The organism is Nonomuraea sp. NPDC054003 (genome assembly GCF_055585125.1).
In genome coordinates, this window is record NZ_JBVJKR010000001.1 from 653,128 (window position 1) to 667,532 (window position 14,405).

Consider the following 14,405-nt stretch of genomic DNA (forward strand, 5'->3'; position numbering starts at 1 on the left):
CGGCGTGGGATCGCGCGGCACCCGAACCCGCGGCGTGGGACTGCGCGGCACCTGAGCCCGCGGTGCGGGATCGCGTGGCACCCGAGCTTGTAGCACGAGACTGCGCGGGCTCCCATACCCCCTCGGGAGACCCGGCCGCGCAGGGGGTGGTGCCGGGGCGGGCGGCGAAGGAGCGGGCCGCGAAGGACGGCGCGGCGGCGGGGCGGCGCCAGGCGCGGGCGAGCCGGGCGATCACCTCGTTGGCGCGCGCGTCGCTGGAGCCCGCCGACACCAGGACGACCGCGGTGTCCGGGTCGCCGGCGGGCACGCCCGCCTCCTCCAGGCGCCGCTCAAGGGCGGCCGTCAGCAGCGGGTGCGGACCCAGGGTCGTGCCGTAGCGGACGCTCAGCCGAGGCTCGCGGGCGCGCGCCTCACGCAGCGCCGCGGGCAGGTCGACCCGGCTGTGGTAGGCCTCGGTCAGCAGCAGCGGCAGCACCACCGCGTCGGTCAGGCCGTGCAGCGCCTGCCCGAGGGTGGGAGTGGCGTGGTCGAGGTAGGCGGAGCGCACCGGAAGCCAGGGGCGCAGCCGCCGCACCTCTTCGAGCAGCGCCTCCACGGTGGCGGCGGCACGGGGATCTCGCGAACCGTGCGCGACCGCCACCAGTGGGACGCTCGGGCCGGCCCCGTCTGCCAACGGAACCGGCCGGCCGGGGGTCACAGGTGAATGCCGCATTCGACCTTCCCCAGCCCCGCCCAGCGGCCGCTGCGCGGATCCTCTCCCTCCAGGACCTGCCGGGTGCACGGCGCGCACCCGATGGAGGGGTAGTCGTCGTAGTGCAACGGGTTGATCAGCACCCCGTTGTCGGAGATGTAGTTGTCGACGTCCTCCTGGGTCCAGGAGGCGATCGGGTTGATCTTCACCATCTGCCGCTTGGCGTCCCACTCCACGACCTTCGTGCCGGTGCGCGAGGGGGACTCGTCGCGGCGGATGCCGCTGATCCACGCGAGGTACGGCTCCAGCGCCCGGTTGAGCGGCTCCACCTTGCGCAGGAAGCAGCACAGGTCGGGGTTGCGGCCGAACAGCCGCGGGCCGAGGTCGCGATCCTGCTCCTCGACCGTGCGCGACGGCTTCACATTGATCACGTTGACGTCGTAGACCTGCTCCACGGCGTCGCGGGTGCCGACCGTCTCGGCGAAGTGGTAGCCGGTGTCGACGAACAGCACGTCCACCCCCGGCTTCACCCGGCTCACCAGGTCGATCAGCAGCGCGTCGCTCATGGACGAGGTCAGGCACAGCCGGTCCCCGAACGTGGCCGCCGCCCAGCGGATGACCTCGCGGGCGGAGGCGTCCTCCAGGAAGACCGCGGCGGACTCGACGATGTCCTGCAGGTCGAGGACGCCGCGCTGCTGCCGCAGATCGATTTCGATGTCGGCGAGCGTCATATGTTGACCCCGATTCCGAGAAACTTCAGCTTGAACGCACGAGCGCAGGAGCGGCAGTACCAGCCCCCGTCATCCTGGTAGGGCTCCAGATCCTCGTCGCCGCAGTACGGGCAGTGGAACGGGACCGCGCGGCCGCTCATTTGAGATCGGCCTCGTCGGCGCGCTGCACCCAGTCGGCGAAGGTCTCGCCTTCCTTCTTCTGCTCGTCGAAGTGGCGCGCGACCCGCTCCACGTAGTCGGGCAGCGCCGCCGCGGTGGTCTTGAGCCCGCGCACCTTGCGGCCGAAGCCGGAGTTGACGCCCAGCGAGCCGCCCAGGTGGATCTGGAAGCCCTCGACCTGCTTGCCGTTCTCGTCCAGGACGAGCTGGCCCTTGAGCCCGATGTCGGCCGTCTGGATGCGGGCGCAGGAGTTGGGGCAGCCGTTGACGTTGATGGTGAGCGGCTCGGTGAACTCCGGCAGGCGCCGCTCCAGCTCGTCGATCAGGTGGTCGGCGGTGTTCTTGGTGTCGACGATGGCCAGCTTGCAGAACTCGATGCCGGTGCAGGCCATCGTCTGGCGGCGGAACGTGGACGGCTTCACCCGCAGGTCGTTGGCCTCCAGATCGGCCACCAGCGAGTCGACCCGCTCGGGGGCGACGTCGAGGATGACCATCTTCTGCTCGACCGTGGTGCGCACCCGGCCGGAGCCGTGACGCTCGGCGATGTCGGCGATCAGGTGGAGCTGGTCGCCGCTGAGCCGGCCGACCCTGGGCGCGAACCCGACGTAGAACAGGCCGTCCTTCTGGCGGAAGACGCCCACGTGGTCGCGGCGGTTGGCGCGCGGCTGCTCGGGCGCGGGCCCGTCGGGCAGCGGCTCCTTGAGGTACTCGGTCTCCAGCACCTCGCGGAACTTCTCCGGCCCCCAGTCGTTCATCAGGAACTTCAGCCGGGCCCGGTGGCGCAGCCGCCGGTAGCCGTAGTCGCGGAAGATGCCGATGACGCCGCCGAACACGTCGCCCGCCTGCTCCGGCGCCACGAACACGCCCAGGCGCTTGCCCAGCATCGGGTTGGTCGACAGGCCGCCGCCGACCCACAGGTCGTAGCCCTTCTCGCCCCGCTCGTTGACCACGCCGACGAACGCCACGTCGTTGATCTCGTGCACCGTGCAGTGGGAGGGGCAGCCGCTCAGCGCCGTCTTGAACTTGCGCGGCAGGTTGGAGTAGGCGGGGTCGCCGATGTAGCGCTCGTGGATCTCGCGGATCTGCTCGGTGGCGTCGAGCACCTCGTCCTCCTCGATCCCGGCCAGCGGGCAGCCCAGGATCGTGCGCGGGGTGTCGCCGCAGGCCTCCGTGGTCGACAGGCCCACGGCCTCCAGCCGCTGCCAGATGTCCGGCACCGACTCGATCTCGATCCAGTGGAGCTGGATGTTCTGCCGGTCGGTCACGTCGGCGGTGCCGCGCCCGTACTCGTTGGAGAGGTCGGCGATCACCCGGAGCTGGCGCAGGTCGAGCTGGCCGCCGTCGATGCGGATGCGCATCATGAAGTAGCGGTCGTCGAGCTCCTCCGGCTCCAGGATCGCGGTCTTGCCGCCGTCGATCCCGGGCCTGCGCTGGGTGTAGATGCCGTACCAGCGCATGCGCCCGCGCAGGTCGGCGGGGTCGATCGAGTCGAAGCCCCGCTTGGAGTAGACGTCGATGATCCGCTGGCGGACGTTCAGCCCGTCGTCGTTCTTCTTCAGCTCTTCGTTCTTGTTCAGCGGCTCCCGGTAACCGAGAGCCCACTGACCTTCGCCGCGCGGGCGCTTGTGATGCCGGCTGGCAGGGGTGCTCATTGCGCGTCCTTAGAGATCATGGGCGCGCGCACGCGGATGTCCTCCTGCCTCGTCATCGAGTGCAGGGGAAGAAGGAGTGCGACGCGCTCAGCGGTGGGAAACGAGTGGTTACCGGGCGTCGCAACAGATGGCACTGCGGACACGCAGAAGGTCGACGTGGCGTCGGCCGACAAGCATGGGGTCCGCTGGCATGCTTATGAAGATACTCTGGCCGTCCGAGATGTCCAATACCGGGTCCAGAGTCTGGACTCGATCATCCCTGACGCGGCCAGTCGAGCTCCGACTCCTGGGCCTCTTCGGCGGGCAGATGCTGGCAGTCGCACCACGAGCCGCCCCGGCAGTCGTCGTGGCGTCTGTCCTTGCAGCTGTCGCAGATCACGACAGCATTATCGCCCCGGGCTAGGCTGGCGTCGTGGATCTCATGGCCGAGCTGCTCGACGACCTCCGCGCCGAAACCGCCTCACTCGAAACGCTCCTGGAGCCGCTGCGTCCCGGCGACTGGGAGCTGCCCACGCCCGCCGCCGGATGGGCGGTGCGCGACCAGGTGAGCCATCTGGCCTGGTTCGACGACGCCGCCCGCACCGCGATCACCGATCCGGACGCCTTCCGCGGCCTGCTCGCCGCCGCGGCCACGACCACCCCCGACGACCTGGCCGCGCGATCGCGCGAGATGCCCGCCGGCGAGCTGCGCGCCTGGTTCGCCTCCTCGCGCGCCCGGCTCGTCGAGGCGCTCGCCCCGCTGCCGCCCAAGCACCGGCTGCCCTGGTACGGAGTCGACATGTCGGCGGCGTCGTTCGCCACCGCCCGCCTGATGGAGACGTGGGCGCACGGCCAGGACGTCGCCGACGCCCTCGGCCGCACCCGCGAGCCCACCGACAGGCTCCGCCACGTGGCCCGCATCGGGGTCATGGCCCTGCCCTACTCGTTCGCCGTACGCGGCCTGCCCGTGCCGGCCGAGCCGGTGCGGGTGGAGCTGACGACGCCCGGCGGAGAGCTGTGGACGGCGGGCCCGGAGGGCGCCGCGGGCGTGGTGCGCGGGCCGATGCTCGACTTCTGCCTCGCCGTCACCCAGCGCGCCCACCTCTCCGACACCGCCCTGGAGGTCACCGGCGAGCCGGCGGCCGCGTGGATGCCGATCGCGCAGGCGTACGCGGGCCCGCCGGGGCGGGGACGCCCGCCGGGATCACGCTGACGGGCGCCCGGTGACATGCTGGAAGCATGCGCACGCTCCTGAACGTCATCTGGCTCGTCTTCGCCGGGATCTGGCTCGCCATCGGATACGCCGTCGCCGGGATCATCTGCTGCATCCTGATCATCACGATCCCGTTCGGCATCGCCTCGTTCCGCATCGCGGCCTACGCCCTGTGGCCGTTCGGCCGGACCGTGGTGCGCGACCCCGAGGCCGGCGTCTTCTCGCTCATCGGCAACATCATCTGGTGCGTCGTGGCCGGCATCTGGCTGGCCATCGGGCACGTGCTCACGTCGATCCCGCTGTTCATCTCGATCATCGGCATCCCGATGGGCATCGCCAACATCAAGATGATCCCCGTCTCGCTGCTGCCGCTGGGAGCGCGCATCGAGGACAACGACTAGGGCAGGACAAGCTGGGACGTAAGCTGAGCCGGAGAGTCACTGCGACAGAGCGTTGGGTGCCATGACGTCCACGGAAGCGCCAAGCGGGTCCAAGAGGCCCGCCGCCTCGGCCGCCCGGGCCAGGCTGAGCTGGGTGCGCGACACGAGGTCGTGGGCGACCGTGCGCGCCACCACGAACGCCGGGGTCAACTACCGCGTCACCGGCCTGGCGGGCGAGGCGGCGTTCTTCGCCCTGCTGTCGCTGCCGCCGTTCGTGCTCGGCCTGATCGGCGTGCTGGCCAAGCTCGGCGGCTGGATCGGCAAGCAGGCCGTGGTCGACATAGAGGCGTGGGTCATCCATCAGGCCGGCTTGCTGTTCACCGCCGACACGATCGACACCGTGGTCCGCCCGCTGCTCGCCGACGTGCTCAGGGACGACGCCAGCAAGGTGTCGATCATCTCGCTGGGCTTCCTGCTGTCGCTCTGGTCCGGTTCGCGTGCGCTGTACGTCTACGTCGATCTCATCTCCGTCTCCTACGGGCTGGGGGAGGAGCGCGGCATCATCCGCACCCGGCTGATGTCCTTCGGCCTGTACGTGATCGGCCTGGTCGTCGGCATCGTCGTGATGCCCATCCTGGTCATCGGCCCGACGCTGCTCAAAGGGGCGCTGCCCGCCGACTACGCCGCCGCCGTCGACCTGCTCTACTGGCCCGTGGTGGTCGTCGGTTCCGTGCTGTTCCTGTGCGTGCTCTACCATGTCAGCGTGCCCGTGCGCACCCGCTGGTTCCGCGAGCTGCCCGGGGCCATCCTGGCGCTGTTCCTGTGGATCGTGTGCGCCGCGGTGCTGCGCGCGGTGCTCGCCGCCTGGTTCTCGCCCGTGTCCGTGTACGGGTCGCTCGCGGCGCCCATAGCCCTGCTGCTGTGGCTCTACATCACGGCCCTGGCCGTGCTCATCGGGGCGATACTCAACGCCGAGGTCGACCGGCTCTGGCCCGGCGACGGCCGCGCGAAATGAGATCGGGCCCCCGATGACCGCGGAGAAGGCCCAGATCACGGCGGAGTGAGCTTCCCGGCATCCGATATCGTCAATGACGTCGCGACTGGCGCATCAGGTGGGAACGACCACCGGGGAGCGGGAAGGAGCGGAGGCCGGGCGCCTGGGTCTTCGCAAGACACGTCAATATGACAGGAGAGTCATGGGTTCTCTCGCTAGCGTCGACCCTGAGATCGCCGAGCTGATCAAGGCGGAGGAGCGGCGCCAGGCCGACACGGTCAAGCTCATCGCCTCGGAGAACTACGTCTCCAAGGCCGTGCTCGAAGCCACCGGCACCGTCCTGACCAACAAATACTCCGAGGGCTACGTCGGCAAGCGCTACTACGAGGGCCAGCAGGTCATCGACCAGGTCGAGACCGTCGCCGTCGAGCGGGCCAAGGCGCTGTTCGGCGTCAACCACGCCAACGTCCAGCCCTACTCGGGTTCTCCCGCCAACCTCGCCATCTACATGGCGTTCCTGCAGCCGGGCGACACCGTGATGGGCATGGGCCTGCCGTTCGGCGGCCACCTCACCCACGGCTGGTCCGTCTCCGCCACCGGCAAGTGGTTCAACCCGGTCCGCTACGGCGTCCGCCAGGACACCGGCCGCATCGACCTCGACCAGGTGCGCGAGCTCGCCCTCGAACACCGGCCCAAGCTGATCTTCTGCGGCGGCACCGCCATCCCGCGCACCATCGACTTCGAGGGCTTCGCCGCCATAGCCCGTGAGGTCGGCGCCGTCCTGGCCGCCGACATCGCGCACATCGCCGGCCTCGTCGCCGGCGGCGCCCACCCGTCGCCGGTCGGCCACGCCGACGTCATCTCCACCACCACCCACAAGACGCTGCGCGGCCCGCGCGGCGCCATGCTCATGGCGACGACCGACGAGCACGCCACCGCGCTCAACAAGGCCGTCTTCCCCGGCCTGCAGGGCGGCCCGCACAACCACACCACCGCCGCCATCGCCGTCGCGCTGCGCGAGGCCGCGACCGACGACTTCAAGGCCTACGCCCACCAGGTCGTCGCCAACGCCAAGGCCCTGGCCGAAGAGCTCGCCTCGCGCGGCTTCGACCTGGTCTCCGGCGGCACCGACAACCACCTGATCCTGCTCGACCTCACCCCCAAGGGCATCGGCGGCAAGCCGGCCGCCCAGGCGCTCGACCGGGCGGGCCTGGAGACCAACTACAACGCGGTGCCGTTCGACACCCGCAAGCCGTTCGACCCGTCGGGCATCCGCATCGGCACCCCCTCCGTCACCTCGCGCGGGATGAAGGAGGCGGAGATGCGGCAGATCGGCGCGTGGATGGACGAGGTCGTCACCGCCCTGGCCAAGGGCGACGCCGAGGACGTCATCACCCGCGTCCACCGCGAGGTCAGCGAGCTCACCGCCCAGTTCCCGGCCCCCGGCCTGTAACCCTCACGGAGTTCCCGCCACGGTGTTCTGAAAGAGCACGCTTTACGGCCGGCCGGAACGCCTCCGGCAGGGGACGCCCCGCCGCACGGGCTCCCGTGGTGCGGCGGGGCGTCGTCGCGGCCGGGGCGGGCCGGACGGCCCCGGGGCGACGGCCGGGTGGCGGTGAGGGGGAAGACCGCCACTGGCCGGCGGACCCGTCCGGACGGTTCCCGAACGTCCCGGCGGGCCGGTGCGAACTCGGGGTGACCGGCATGTCCCCTGACATGCCGGTCACTTCCTTGGAGGGAATCCCTGTTCTGACAGGCAGTACGGCCCCCGGATCGCCCCGGGTTCAACAATTCGCGAAAAATTTTCCCGTACCGTCGAAAAGCCCTCCCACCGCAGGTGAGAGGGCTCGTGGCGGAAGCGTCAGACGTCGACGGTGAGCAGGTTGCGGCCGGTCGCGGTGATGACCTCAAACCGGTCGATCTTGTCGACGGTCAGCGCGGCCGCGCCGTGCATGTAGAGCGGCTCCGGGTTGGCCTCGGTGCCGTAACCGGCCGGCGGCACCGACCAGCCCATCATGACCCGGCGGTCGCCGCTCGTGCCGACGGCCACCAGCTCGCACTCCAGCGGCCCCTTCACCCCCGACAGCTTGAGCGCCGCGTGGGTGCCCCAGCCCTTGGACTCCAGCACCAGCCCGCCTGTCACGCCGTCCCTGCCGGTGCCCGGCACCGGCGTGCCCATCGCGTAGAACTGCTCGGCGGGGCCGAGCTGGGTGTGGGCGGCCGGCGGGGCGTTCCGCGCGCCGATCTGGGCGCCGAGCACCAGCCCGCCCGCCACCAGCGAGATGCCCGCCGCGATCCCGACGAGGAACGTCCCCCTGCGCGAGCGCCGGTCGGCGGCCTGCTTGCGGTGCAGCAGGTCGATCACCTCGGCCGGCTCCTCCTCAGGGGGGTCGTCGGTCACCGGCCCCAGCCCGTGCAGCGCCTGGGCCACCCCCGCCAGGTCGGACAGCTCGGCGGCGCAGGCACGGCAGCCGAGGAGGTGCGTCTCGAACGCCATCCGGTCGTCGTCGTCCAGCAGGCCCAGGGCGTAGGCGCCCACGTCGGTGTGCTCCACTCGCGAGGTCACGCCGTCACCCCCCTCTCCTCCAGTGCCACGCGCAGCGCGCGCACCGCGTAGTAGACCCGGGACTTGACGGTGCCCACGGGGATGCCGAGCGCCCGCGCGGCGTCGTTGACGGAACGATCGCGCAGGATCGTCTCGTTGAGGATCTCGCGATGCGCGGGCGACAGGGCCTTGAGCGCTTCGGACACGACCACCTGGTGCAGCAGCTGCTCCATCTCATCCGGCACGGGCATGTGCTCCAGCGGGCCGTCGCCCTGCTCCTGGGGGCGGGCGTCCCTTCGCCGCCGGTCATCGATCACGATACGTCGGGCGACGGTCGCCAGCCAGGGCATCAGCGAGGCCGCGTCGGGATCGAGCTGCTCGGCGCTGCGCCAGGCGCGGATCATGGTCTCCTGTACGACGTCCTCGGCCCACTGCCGGTCACCCGCGGTCAGCCGCACGACGAAGGCCAGCAACGGCCGGTGGTACTGCCGGTAGAGAGCCGACACGACCATCTCCGGGTCCGGCCGTACGCGCCTCAACCACTGCCGTAACCGCGGCTTGCCCATGGGGGCTGCTCCCTCGGCCGAGGGTGGGGGATACGTGCTCAGTCGCATCATTCCCCTTTCTCGAGTCCGTCGGCAGGTGGTACGGACCACGGCGCCCCGACGGTTCAACCGCGGGGTGGCCGAAAACCCGTTGCGGTCCCGCGCGGCCGGTGCGTAGAGTCACCGGCAACGGATCGAGGAGGTGAGGACTATGCGGGTCGTCCTGTTCTGCCTGCCGTCAGTCCCCCTCCGGGTGCTCGCCTGAGACCACCCGGGTTCCTTCTCAACCTCAAGGGTGCAATTCCGTTGTCTTACGATCTTTCTCTGCTCGGCTGGACCGATTCCCGCGCCGCCGAGCTGCCCTCCGACACCGTGCCCGGCCGCGTCTCCCGCGTCGACCGCGGCGCGGCCGAGGTCGTCACGAGCGCCGGCCGGCATCACGCCCGCTACGGCGCCCGCGTCCGCAGGGCGTCCGCCGCCGACCCGGTCGCGCTGCCCTGCGTGGGCGACTGGGCCGCGCTCAAGCCGCTGCCCGCGGGTGACTACGAGCTCGCCGAGCTCCTGCCCAGGACGACCGCGTTCGTCCGCGGCGGCGTCAGCCGCGACTCCCGCGGCGGGCTGTCCGGCGACGGCCAGGGCCAGGTGCTCGCGGCCAACGTCGACATCGTGTTCGTCGCCGAACCGTCCATGCACGCCACCGACCTGGCCGACCTGGGCCGCATCGAGCGCCTGACGGCGCTCGCCTGGGAGTCCGGCGGCACTCCGGTGGTGCTCGTCACCAAGTCCGACCTGTTCGGGCCCGGCCTGGGCGATCTGCTCGACGACGTGCGGCAGGCCGCGCCCGGCGTCGACGTGCACGCGGTCTCCTCCATCCGCGGCGAGGGGGTCGAGCTCGTCCGCGACTATCTGGACGGGTCCCGTACCGCCGTCGTGCTCGGCCCCTCGGGGGCCGGCAAGTCCACCCTCGTCAACGCGCTCGCGGGCGGCGAGGTGATGGAGACCCAGCGGGTGCGCGCCGCCGACGGGCGCGGCCGGCACACCACCGTCCACCGGGAGCTCATCCCGCTGCCCGGGGGCGGGCTCGTCATCGACACGCCTGGCATCAGGCGGGTCGGCCTGTATGACATGAACGAGGGCGTGGAGCGGGTCTTCTCCGACCTGGAGGCGCTGGCGGCGGAGTGCCGCTTCCACGACTGCGGCCACGAGACCGAGCCCGGGTGCGCGGTGCTGGCGGCGCTGGAGAACGGCGAGCTGCCGGAGCGGCGGCTGGAGAGCTGGCGCAAGCTCCAGCGGGAGGCGGCGTGGATGGCCTCCCGGACGGACGCCAGGCTGCGCAAGGACCTGCAGAGCAAGTGGAAGTCCATCCACAAGGAGATGCGCCGCTCGGGCCGCAACCGGCCGTGACGCCCTCCCGGGGAGCGGGCCCGCACGGGCCCCTCCCCGGCGGGCCTGCCCGTCGGCGGCGTGGGTACGGGTTTCCGTATGGAGTGCGTGTTCGTCGACCGTGCGCAAGCGGGGGAGCGGCTGGCCGAGCGGCTGGCGGGCATCCCCGGCCCGGTGGTGCTCGCGCTGCCGCGTGGCGGGGTGGAGGTGGCGGAGCCGATCGTGCGCCGGCTCGGCGGAGTGCTGGACGTGCTCGTCACCCGCAAGATCGGCTACCCGCCGTCGCCGGAGTTCGGCGTGGGGGCGATCGCCGAGGGCGGTGAGCCGGTGTTCGACCTGCCGTTGCTGCACCGGCTGGGGCTGACGCCGGAGGACCTGGCCGGCGAGGTGGCCGCCGAGCGGCGGGAGCTGGCCCGCCGGGTGGCGGTGTACCGGGGTGACCGGCCGCTGCCCGACCTGGCGGGCCGCGAGGTGGTGGTGGCCGACGACGGGCTGGCCACCGGGGTGACCGCGCGGGCCGCGCTGCGGGCGGTGGCCGCGGCCGGGCCCGGGAGGGTGACGCTCGCCGTTCCGGTGGGCGCCAGGGACACGGTCAGCGCCATGCGGGAGGAGGCCGACGAGGTGGTGGTGCTCTGCGTGCCGGCCGACTTCCGCGCGGTCGGGCAGTGGTACGAGCATTTCGGCCAGCTCTCCGACGCCGACGTGCTGGAGGTGCTGGCCCGGAACCGTTAGAGCGGCAGCACCGCCCACACGAGCTTGCGCGCGCCGCCGGGCGTGAGCCAGCCCCAGGCGCGGCAGAGGGCGCCCACCAGGCGCAGCCCGCGACCGTACTCCGCGAAAACGTCGGCGCCGCCGGTGACCGGCGGCGCCGTGCTGTGATCGCTCACAACGCAGGCCAGTTCGGTCCTGTCCATCAGCAGCCGCAGGTCGATCGCGCCGCCGCCGTGGCGCATGGCGTTGGTGACCAGCTCGGAGGTGATGAGCTGGGCGTCGAACACGGCCCGCTCGGCCCCCCACGAGCCGAGCGTCTGGTCGACGAACCGTCTTGCCACCGAGACGCACCCGGGCTCGAACGTGCTGAGCTCGTGGAAGCCGAAGAGGCGATCGCGCTCGGCGGGCCGACCCTCGATCAGGACGGCCGTCAGCCATCCTGGTGGCCTGAGACCGCTGGCGGTTTGCGGTCCCGGGTCGAAAGTCGTCATGCTGGCCCCCGAAGCGCGTTCTGGTGTCCAAGACCATCTTTACGGCGTGACGTCGGCGATGCAAGACTCTTTCGTGATTTACGGATGCAAATCGCATCTGCACGTGCAGATGCGATAGAGAGCGGTGAGCGTGAGCGCGGAGCGGGCGAAGCGGATGGAAAGCGACATTCTGCGACATTCTCCGGGTAGCCCGACCGTCCTGCGGATCCTGCTGGGCACGCAGCTCCGCAGACTCCGCACCGGCAAGGGGATCTCCCGGGAGGACGCCGGCTACTCCATCCGCGCGTCCCATGCCAAGATCAGCAGGCTGGAGCTGGGCCAGGTCAGCTTCAAGGAGCGCGACGTGGCCGACCTGCTCACCCTCTACGGCGTCACGGACCCCGGCGACCGGGCGCCGCTGCTGGAACTGGCCAGGAAGGCCAATGAGCCCGGCTGGTGGCACAAGTACAGCGATCTGCTGCCGAGCTGGTTCGAGATCTACATCGGGCTGGAGGGCGCCGCCTCGGTCATCCGGACCTACGAGAACCAGTTCGTGCCCGGCCTGCTGCAGACGCCCGCCTACGCCAGGGCGGTGATCGAGCTGGCCCACGAGAACGCCCCGGCCGGCGAGCTGGAGCGCAGGGTCCAGTTGCGGACGGCCCGCCAGCGGCGGCTGACTGGGGAGAGCCCGCTCACGCTCTGGGCGGTGATCGACGAGGCGGCGGTGCGCCGGGTGCTCGGCGGGCCCGAGGTCATGCGCGAGCAGATCGAGCACCTGCTGGAGCTCATCGCCCACCACAATGTCACGTTGCAGATCATGCCGTTCGACCGGGGCGGGCACGCCGCCGCCGGCGGCCCGTTCAGCATCCTGCGCTTCCCCGAGCGTGAGCTGCCCGACGTGGTCTACATGGAGCAGCTGACGAGCGCGCTCTACCTGGACAAGGTCGCCGATTCCGAGCACTACGTGAAGGTCATGGACCGGCTGAGCGTGCAGGCGGAGCAGCCCCGGCAGACCCGGGCGTTCCTGGAGCGGCTGCTGAACGGCTGAGTCCCTGTGACCCATCACATAGGGATTTTTGGCCATCCGGTATATGGCCTCCGGTTCGTCCCTCTATTCTCGGCTCGTAAGCACGGATGCACGTGCATCCGTAAGGGCCGAGGAGCAACACCCATGCACGAGTTCCGCAACGGAACGCCCGCCGGTCGACTCTCCGCCGACTGGCGCAAGAGCGCGCGGAGCAATCCCAACGGCAACTGCGTCGAGGTGGCGACCCTGCCCACAGGGGAGGTGGCCATGCGCAACTCGCGGTTTCCCGACGGTCCCGCGCTCGTCTACACGCGAGCCGAGATCACCGCGTTCGTCCTGGGCGCCAAAGACGGAGAGTTCGACGACCTGCTGGTGTGACCAGCCCTAGCCCGCCGACCGGCGGGCACGCGAAAGCCGCCGTCCGGATCGGACGGCGGCTTCTTTCATGCGCGGTTCTTTCGTGCGGGGCGAGGTCCGCCTGATCAGGCAGTTGTCCCGACCGGGTTCTCCGGAGCCCGGCGTGCCGGGCCCCGGTCATCGGGACAACTGCGTGATCACACGATCTTCGGAGACGCTGCCGGGTGTGTCAGGCGGCGGAGATGCCGGCGCTGGCGGCGCGGCGCATGCGACGGCGACGCTCGGAGGCGCGCTCGTCCTCGTTGAGGCCACCCCACGTGCCGTACTTCTCCGGACGGGACAGTGCGTAGTCAAGGCACTCCGTGCGGACGGGGCACTGGGCGCAGATCGCCTTGGCCTTCCGCTCACGTACGTCACGCTCGGGCTGCCGCTCCCCGTCGGGGCCGAAGAAGAGCACGAGGTCCTCACCCCGGCACGCGGCATCATCCTGCCAACCCCAGCTGGGGCGCGGGCGGGCGAGCTGCCGACGTACCTGAGACATGAGAAAACCACCTTCGTGAGAGGTATTTCGGTAATTGAGCCGCATCGGACGCTTTGGGCGTCACTGTTCCAACGCAATGGAGGACCGTGATGTTCCCTTTGTCAGGCGTAGGCAGGCGTGGCGTACCGCACAGGCGAAAGCCTGTCCAGCGAAACCAGCCGGTAGGTGGCGGCCTTGTCGGCGCAAACCGAGCCACACGGCGCTTGCCGCGCCGAGGGCTGGACCACAACCTTGAACCGGACGTCGCCGCAGCGCACGATGGCTTCGGTGACGTCGCCGTCCGACTTGGAGGATTCCACGGTCACCGCGCCGACGGAGCACTCTCCCGTATGGGTTCGGGCGAAGTGCTCGACGGCTTGCAATGGCTCAGGGATACCCGCGCGTCCCCGGAAACGGTCGAGAATGATCTCGCCCGACCGGTACGCGTTAGCCGCTGCGATCGCAGCAGCCTGAGACATGCTGCCGTAGAAAATTCCGTGTGGCAAGCACACGAGGTTGGCGGCGTACCGATCGCCGCCAACGTGTGACGTTTCCCACACCCTTTCTGGCAGTTTTTCCGCCAGAGCACGGGCGAGGGGCAGTCCGATGCGGGCGCAGCACGCGTTGCGCTTGGCATGCGTGCACACCAGAAATACCGGCTCGTCTTCAAGTATGCAGGACTCGGGGACCACTCCGGCCACCAGCGCGTCCAGGTCAAGATCGTCAGGACCTGCGATGACGCCGCCGGCGAGCCACGGCCGGTCGCCGATCCCGTACCCGACTAGCACGCGGATGCCCTGATCCCGCGTCCGGGTGCGGCGGCCCGGTCGGCGGATGAGCTGCGGCCTGATGCCCCGGGCGAGCGCCCGCGCCACCAGTTCGGCGATGTTCTCAGGAAGTTCGAAGCTTTCCAGGTGTGACGGCCACGGGCCCGCGTACTCGACCAGGAGCCAGAGCCGCGCGCCCGCCGTGGCGCTCGCGAGAGTGGGGACGCCACCCGTGTGACATCCCCTCGCGTGTTCGCAGCCCTTCGCCACACCTTCCCCCTT

18 protein-coding genes, 1 pseudogene and 1 riboswitch are annotated in these 14,405 nt (G+C 70.6%); of the genes and pseudogenes, 8 read left to right on the forward strand and 11 right to left on the reverse strand.

What is annotated here, in order from left to right; translation table 11 throughout:
• Positions 1–190 precede the first annotated feature (190 nt).
• The 6 genes and pseudogenes from ACZ6YG_RS02690 to ACZ6YG_RS02715 form a co-directional block, all read right to left on the reverse strand.
• Positions 191–712 (reverse strand): annotated as a pseudogene (locus ACZ6YG_RS02690) (sirohydrochlorin chelatase); the annotation flags it as partial.
• Positions 694–1,422, reverse strand: coding sequence for a phosphoadenylyl-sulfate reductase (locus ACZ6YG_RS02695; RefSeq protein WP_364229898.1), 729 nt, complete (start codon positions 1,420–1,422; stop codon positions 694–696). The pseudogene ACZ6YG_RS02690 and the gene ACZ6YG_RS02695, both read right to left, overlap by 19 nt.
• On the reverse strand, positions 1,419–1,562 hold the full coding sequence (locus ACZ6YG_RS02700) for an Insertion element protein (protein ID WP_148030414.1): 144 nt from the start codon (positions 1,560–1,562) through the stop codon (positions 1,419–1,421). Before ACZ6YG_RS02700 ends, ACZ6YG_RS02695 begins: the two co-directional genes overlap by 4 nt.
• Positions 1,559–3,232: a nitrite/sulfite reductase gene (locus ACZ6YG_RS02705; RefSeq protein WP_148030415.1), complete on the reverse strand. Its 1,674-nt coding sequence runs from the start codon at positions 3,230–3,232 to the stop codon at positions 1,559–1,561. The genes ACZ6YG_RS02700 and ACZ6YG_RS02705 overlap by 4 nt, the downstream gene beginning before the upstream one ends.
• A gap of 108 nt (positions 3,233–3,340) precedes the next feature.
• A complete protein-coding gene (locus ACZ6YG_RS02710; RefSeq protein WP_354532976.1) occupies positions 3,341–3,424 on the reverse strand; it encodes a putative leader peptide in 84 nt (27 codons plus the stop codon).
• A 61-nt stretch (positions 3,425–3,485) separates the two neighbouring features.
• Positions 3,486–3,611, reverse strand: a complete 126-nt coding sequence (locus ACZ6YG_RS02715; RefSeq protein WP_261808413.1) for a hypothetical protein — start codon at positions 3,609–3,611, stop codon at positions 3,486–3,488.
• A 42-nt stretch (positions 3,612–3,653) separates the two neighbouring features.
• On the opposite strand from ACZ6YG_RS02715, the gene ACZ6YG_RS02720 reads away from it, so the two are divergent.
• The 4 genes from ACZ6YG_RS02720 to glyA all read left to right on the forward strand — a co-directional run bounded on the left by ACZ6YG_RS02720 (position 3,654) and on the right by glyA (position 7,251).
• Positions 3,654–4,424: a TIGR03084 family metal-binding protein gene (locus ACZ6YG_RS02720; RefSeq protein ID WP_148034412.1), complete on the forward strand. Its 771-nt coding sequence runs from the start codon at positions 3,654–3,656 to the stop codon at positions 4,422–4,424.
• Positions 4,425–4,450: 26 nt separating this feature from the next.
• Positions 4,451–4,825: a YccF domain-containing protein gene (locus tag ACZ6YG_RS02725; RefSeq protein ID WP_148030416.1), complete on the forward strand. Its 375-nt coding sequence runs from the start codon at positions 4,451–4,453 to the stop codon at positions 4,823–4,825.
• A gap of 61 nt (positions 4,826–4,886) precedes the next feature.
• A complete protein-coding gene (locus ACZ6YG_RS02730; protein WP_261808414.1) occupies positions 4,887–5,819 on the forward strand; it encodes a YihY/virulence factor BrkB family protein in 933 nt (310 codons plus the stop codon).
• Positions 5,820–5,890: 71 nt separating this feature from the next.
• Positions 5,891–5,974: riboswitch (ZMP/ZTP riboswitch) on the forward strand.
• A 26-nt stretch (positions 5,975–6,000) separates the two neighbouring features.
• Complete coding sequence (gene glyA, locus ACZ6YG_RS02735) at positions 6,001–7,251, forward strand: serine hydroxymethyltransferase (RefSeq protein ID WP_219543215.1); 1,251 nt, start codon at positions 6,001–6,003, stop codon at positions 7,249–7,251.
• 408 nt (positions 7,252–7,659) lie between these two features.
• Here the strand turns inward: glyA and ACZ6YG_RS02740 are convergent, their stop codons facing one another.
• Positions 7,660–8,364: an anti-sigma factor family protein gene (locus ACZ6YG_RS02740; protein WP_466017032.1), complete on the reverse strand. Its 705-nt coding sequence runs from the start codon at positions 8,362–8,364 to the stop codon at positions 7,660–7,662.
• On the reverse strand, positions 8,361–8,909 hold the full coding sequence (locus tag ACZ6YG_RS02745; RefSeq protein WP_246639158.1) for a sigma-70 family RNA polymerase sigma factor: 549 nt from the start codon (positions 8,907–8,909) through the stop codon (positions 8,361–8,363). The genes ACZ6YG_RS02740 and ACZ6YG_RS02745 overlap by 4 nt, the downstream gene beginning before the upstream one ends.
• A 285-nt stretch (positions 8,910–9,194) precedes the next feature.
• Between ACZ6YG_RS02745 and rsgA the strand changes: the two genes are divergently transcribed.
• Both rsgA and ACZ6YG_RS02755 read left to right on the forward strand, forming a co-directional pair.
• Positions 9,195–10,292, forward strand: a complete 1,098-nt coding sequence (gene rsgA, locus ACZ6YG_RS02750; RefSeq protein WP_466017033.1) for a ribosome small subunit-dependent GTPase A — start codon at positions 9,195–9,197, stop codon at positions 10,290–10,292.
• A 78-nt stretch (positions 10,293–10,370) separates the two neighbouring features.
• Positions 10,371–11,003, forward strand: a complete 633-nt coding sequence (locus ACZ6YG_RS02755; RefSeq protein WP_466017034.1) for a phosphoribosyltransferase — start codon at positions 10,371–10,373, stop codon at positions 11,001–11,003.
• Here ACZ6YG_RS02755 and ACZ6YG_RS02760 read toward each other — a convergent pair.
• Positions 11,000–11,473, reverse strand: coding sequence for an ATP-binding protein (locus ACZ6YG_RS02760; RefSeq protein ID WP_148030422.1), 474 nt, complete (start codon positions 11,471–11,473; stop codon positions 11,000–11,002). The genes ACZ6YG_RS02755 and ACZ6YG_RS02760 overlap by 4 nt on opposite strands.
• 154 nt (positions 11,474–11,627) lie before the next feature.
• Between ACZ6YG_RS02760 and ACZ6YG_RS02765 the strand changes: the two genes are divergently transcribed.
• The gene (locus ACZ6YG_RS02765; protein WP_364230410.1) at positions 11,628–12,500 is read left to right on the forward strand and encodes a helix-turn-helix domain-containing protein; all 873 of its coding nucleotides are present in this window, start codon (positions 11,628–11,630) and stop codon (positions 12,498–12,500) included.
• Positions 12,501–12,623: 123 nt separating this feature from the next.
• Entirely contained in the window at positions 12,624–12,857 is a 234-nt protein-coding gene (locus tag ACZ6YG_RS02770; protein WP_148030423.1) for a DUF397 domain-containing protein, read from the forward strand.
• A gap of 208 nt (positions 12,858–13,065) precedes the next feature.
• Here the strand turns inward: ACZ6YG_RS02770 and ACZ6YG_RS02775 are convergent, their stop codons facing one another.
• On the reverse strand, positions 13,066–13,377 hold the full coding sequence (locus tag ACZ6YG_RS02775) for a WhiB family transcriptional regulator (RefSeq protein WP_101784355.1): 312 nt from the start codon (positions 13,375–13,377) through the stop codon (positions 13,066–13,068).
• A gap of 101 nt (positions 13,378–13,478) precedes the next feature.
• Positions 13,479–14,393 carry a sucrase ferredoxin gene (locus ACZ6YG_RS02780; protein ID WP_148030424.1) on the reverse strand — a complete coding sequence of 305 codons (915 nt, stop codon included), beginning with the start codon at positions 14,391–14,393 and terminating at the stop codon, positions 13,479–13,481.
• Positions 14,394–14,405 lie beyond the last annotated feature (12 nt).

What these genes read in the sequence shown, in the direction of transcription:
- ACZ6YG_RS02695 (WP_364229898.1), bottom strand. Translation starts at nt 1,422, where the DNA reads ATGACGCTCGCCGACATCGAAATCGATCTGCGGCAGCAGCGCGGCGTC.
- ACZ6YG_RS02700 (WP_148030414.1), bottom strand. Translation starts at nt 1,562, where the DNA reads ATGAGCGGCCGCGCGGTCCCGTTCCACTGCCCGTACTGCGGCGACGAG.
- ACZ6YG_RS02705 (WP_148030415.1), bottom strand. Translation starts at nt 3,232, where the DNA reads ATGAGCACCCCTGCCAGCCGGCATCACAAGCGCCCGCGCGGCGAAGGT.
- ACZ6YG_RS02710 (WP_354532976.1), bottom strand. Translation starts at nt 3,424, where the DNA reads ATGCCAGCGGACCCCATGCTTGTCGGCCGACGCCACGTCGACCTTCTG.
- ACZ6YG_RS02720 (WP_148034412.1), top strand. Translation starts at nt 3,654, where the DNA reads ATGGCCGAGCTGCTCGACGACCTCCGCGCCGAAACCGCCTCACTCGAA.
- ACZ6YG_RS02725 (WP_148030416.1), top strand. Translation starts at nt 4,451, where the DNA reads ATGCGCACGCTCCTGAACGTCATCTGGCTCGTCTTCGCCGGGATCTGG.
- ACZ6YG_RS02730 (WP_261808414.1), top strand. Translation starts at nt 4,887, where the DNA reads ATGACGTCCACGGAAGCGCCAAGCGGGTCCAAGAGGCCCGCCGCCTCG.
- glyA (WP_219543215.1), top strand. Translation starts at nt 6,001, where the DNA reads ATGGGTTCTCTCGCTAGCGTCGACCCTGAGATCGCCGAGCTGATCAAG.
- ACZ6YG_RS02745 (WP_246639158.1), bottom strand. Translation starts at nt 8,909, where the DNA reads ATGGGCAAGCCGCGGTTACGGCAGTGGTTGAGGCGCGTACGGCCGGAC.
- ACZ6YG_RS02755 (WP_466017034.1), top strand. Translation starts at nt 10,371, where the DNA reads ATGGAGTGCGTGTTCGTCGACCGTGCGCAAGCGGGGGAGCGGCTGGCC.
- ACZ6YG_RS02760 (WP_148030422.1), bottom strand. Translation starts at nt 11,473, where the DNA reads ATGACGACTTTCGACCCGGGACCGCAAACCGCCAGCGGTCTCAGGCCA.
- ACZ6YG_RS02765 (WP_364230410.1), top strand. Translation starts at nt 11,628, where the DNA reads ATGGAAAGCGACATTCTGCGACATTCTCCGGGTAGCCCGACCGTCCTG.
- ACZ6YG_RS02770 (WP_148030423.1), top strand. Translation starts at nt 12,624, where the DNA reads ATGCACGAGTTCCGCAACGGAACGCCCGCCGGTCGACTCTCCGCCGAC.
- ACZ6YG_RS02775 (WP_101784355.1), bottom strand. Translation starts at nt 13,377, where the DNA reads ATGTCTCAGGTACGTCGGCAGCTCGCCCGCCCGCGCCCCAGCTGGGGT.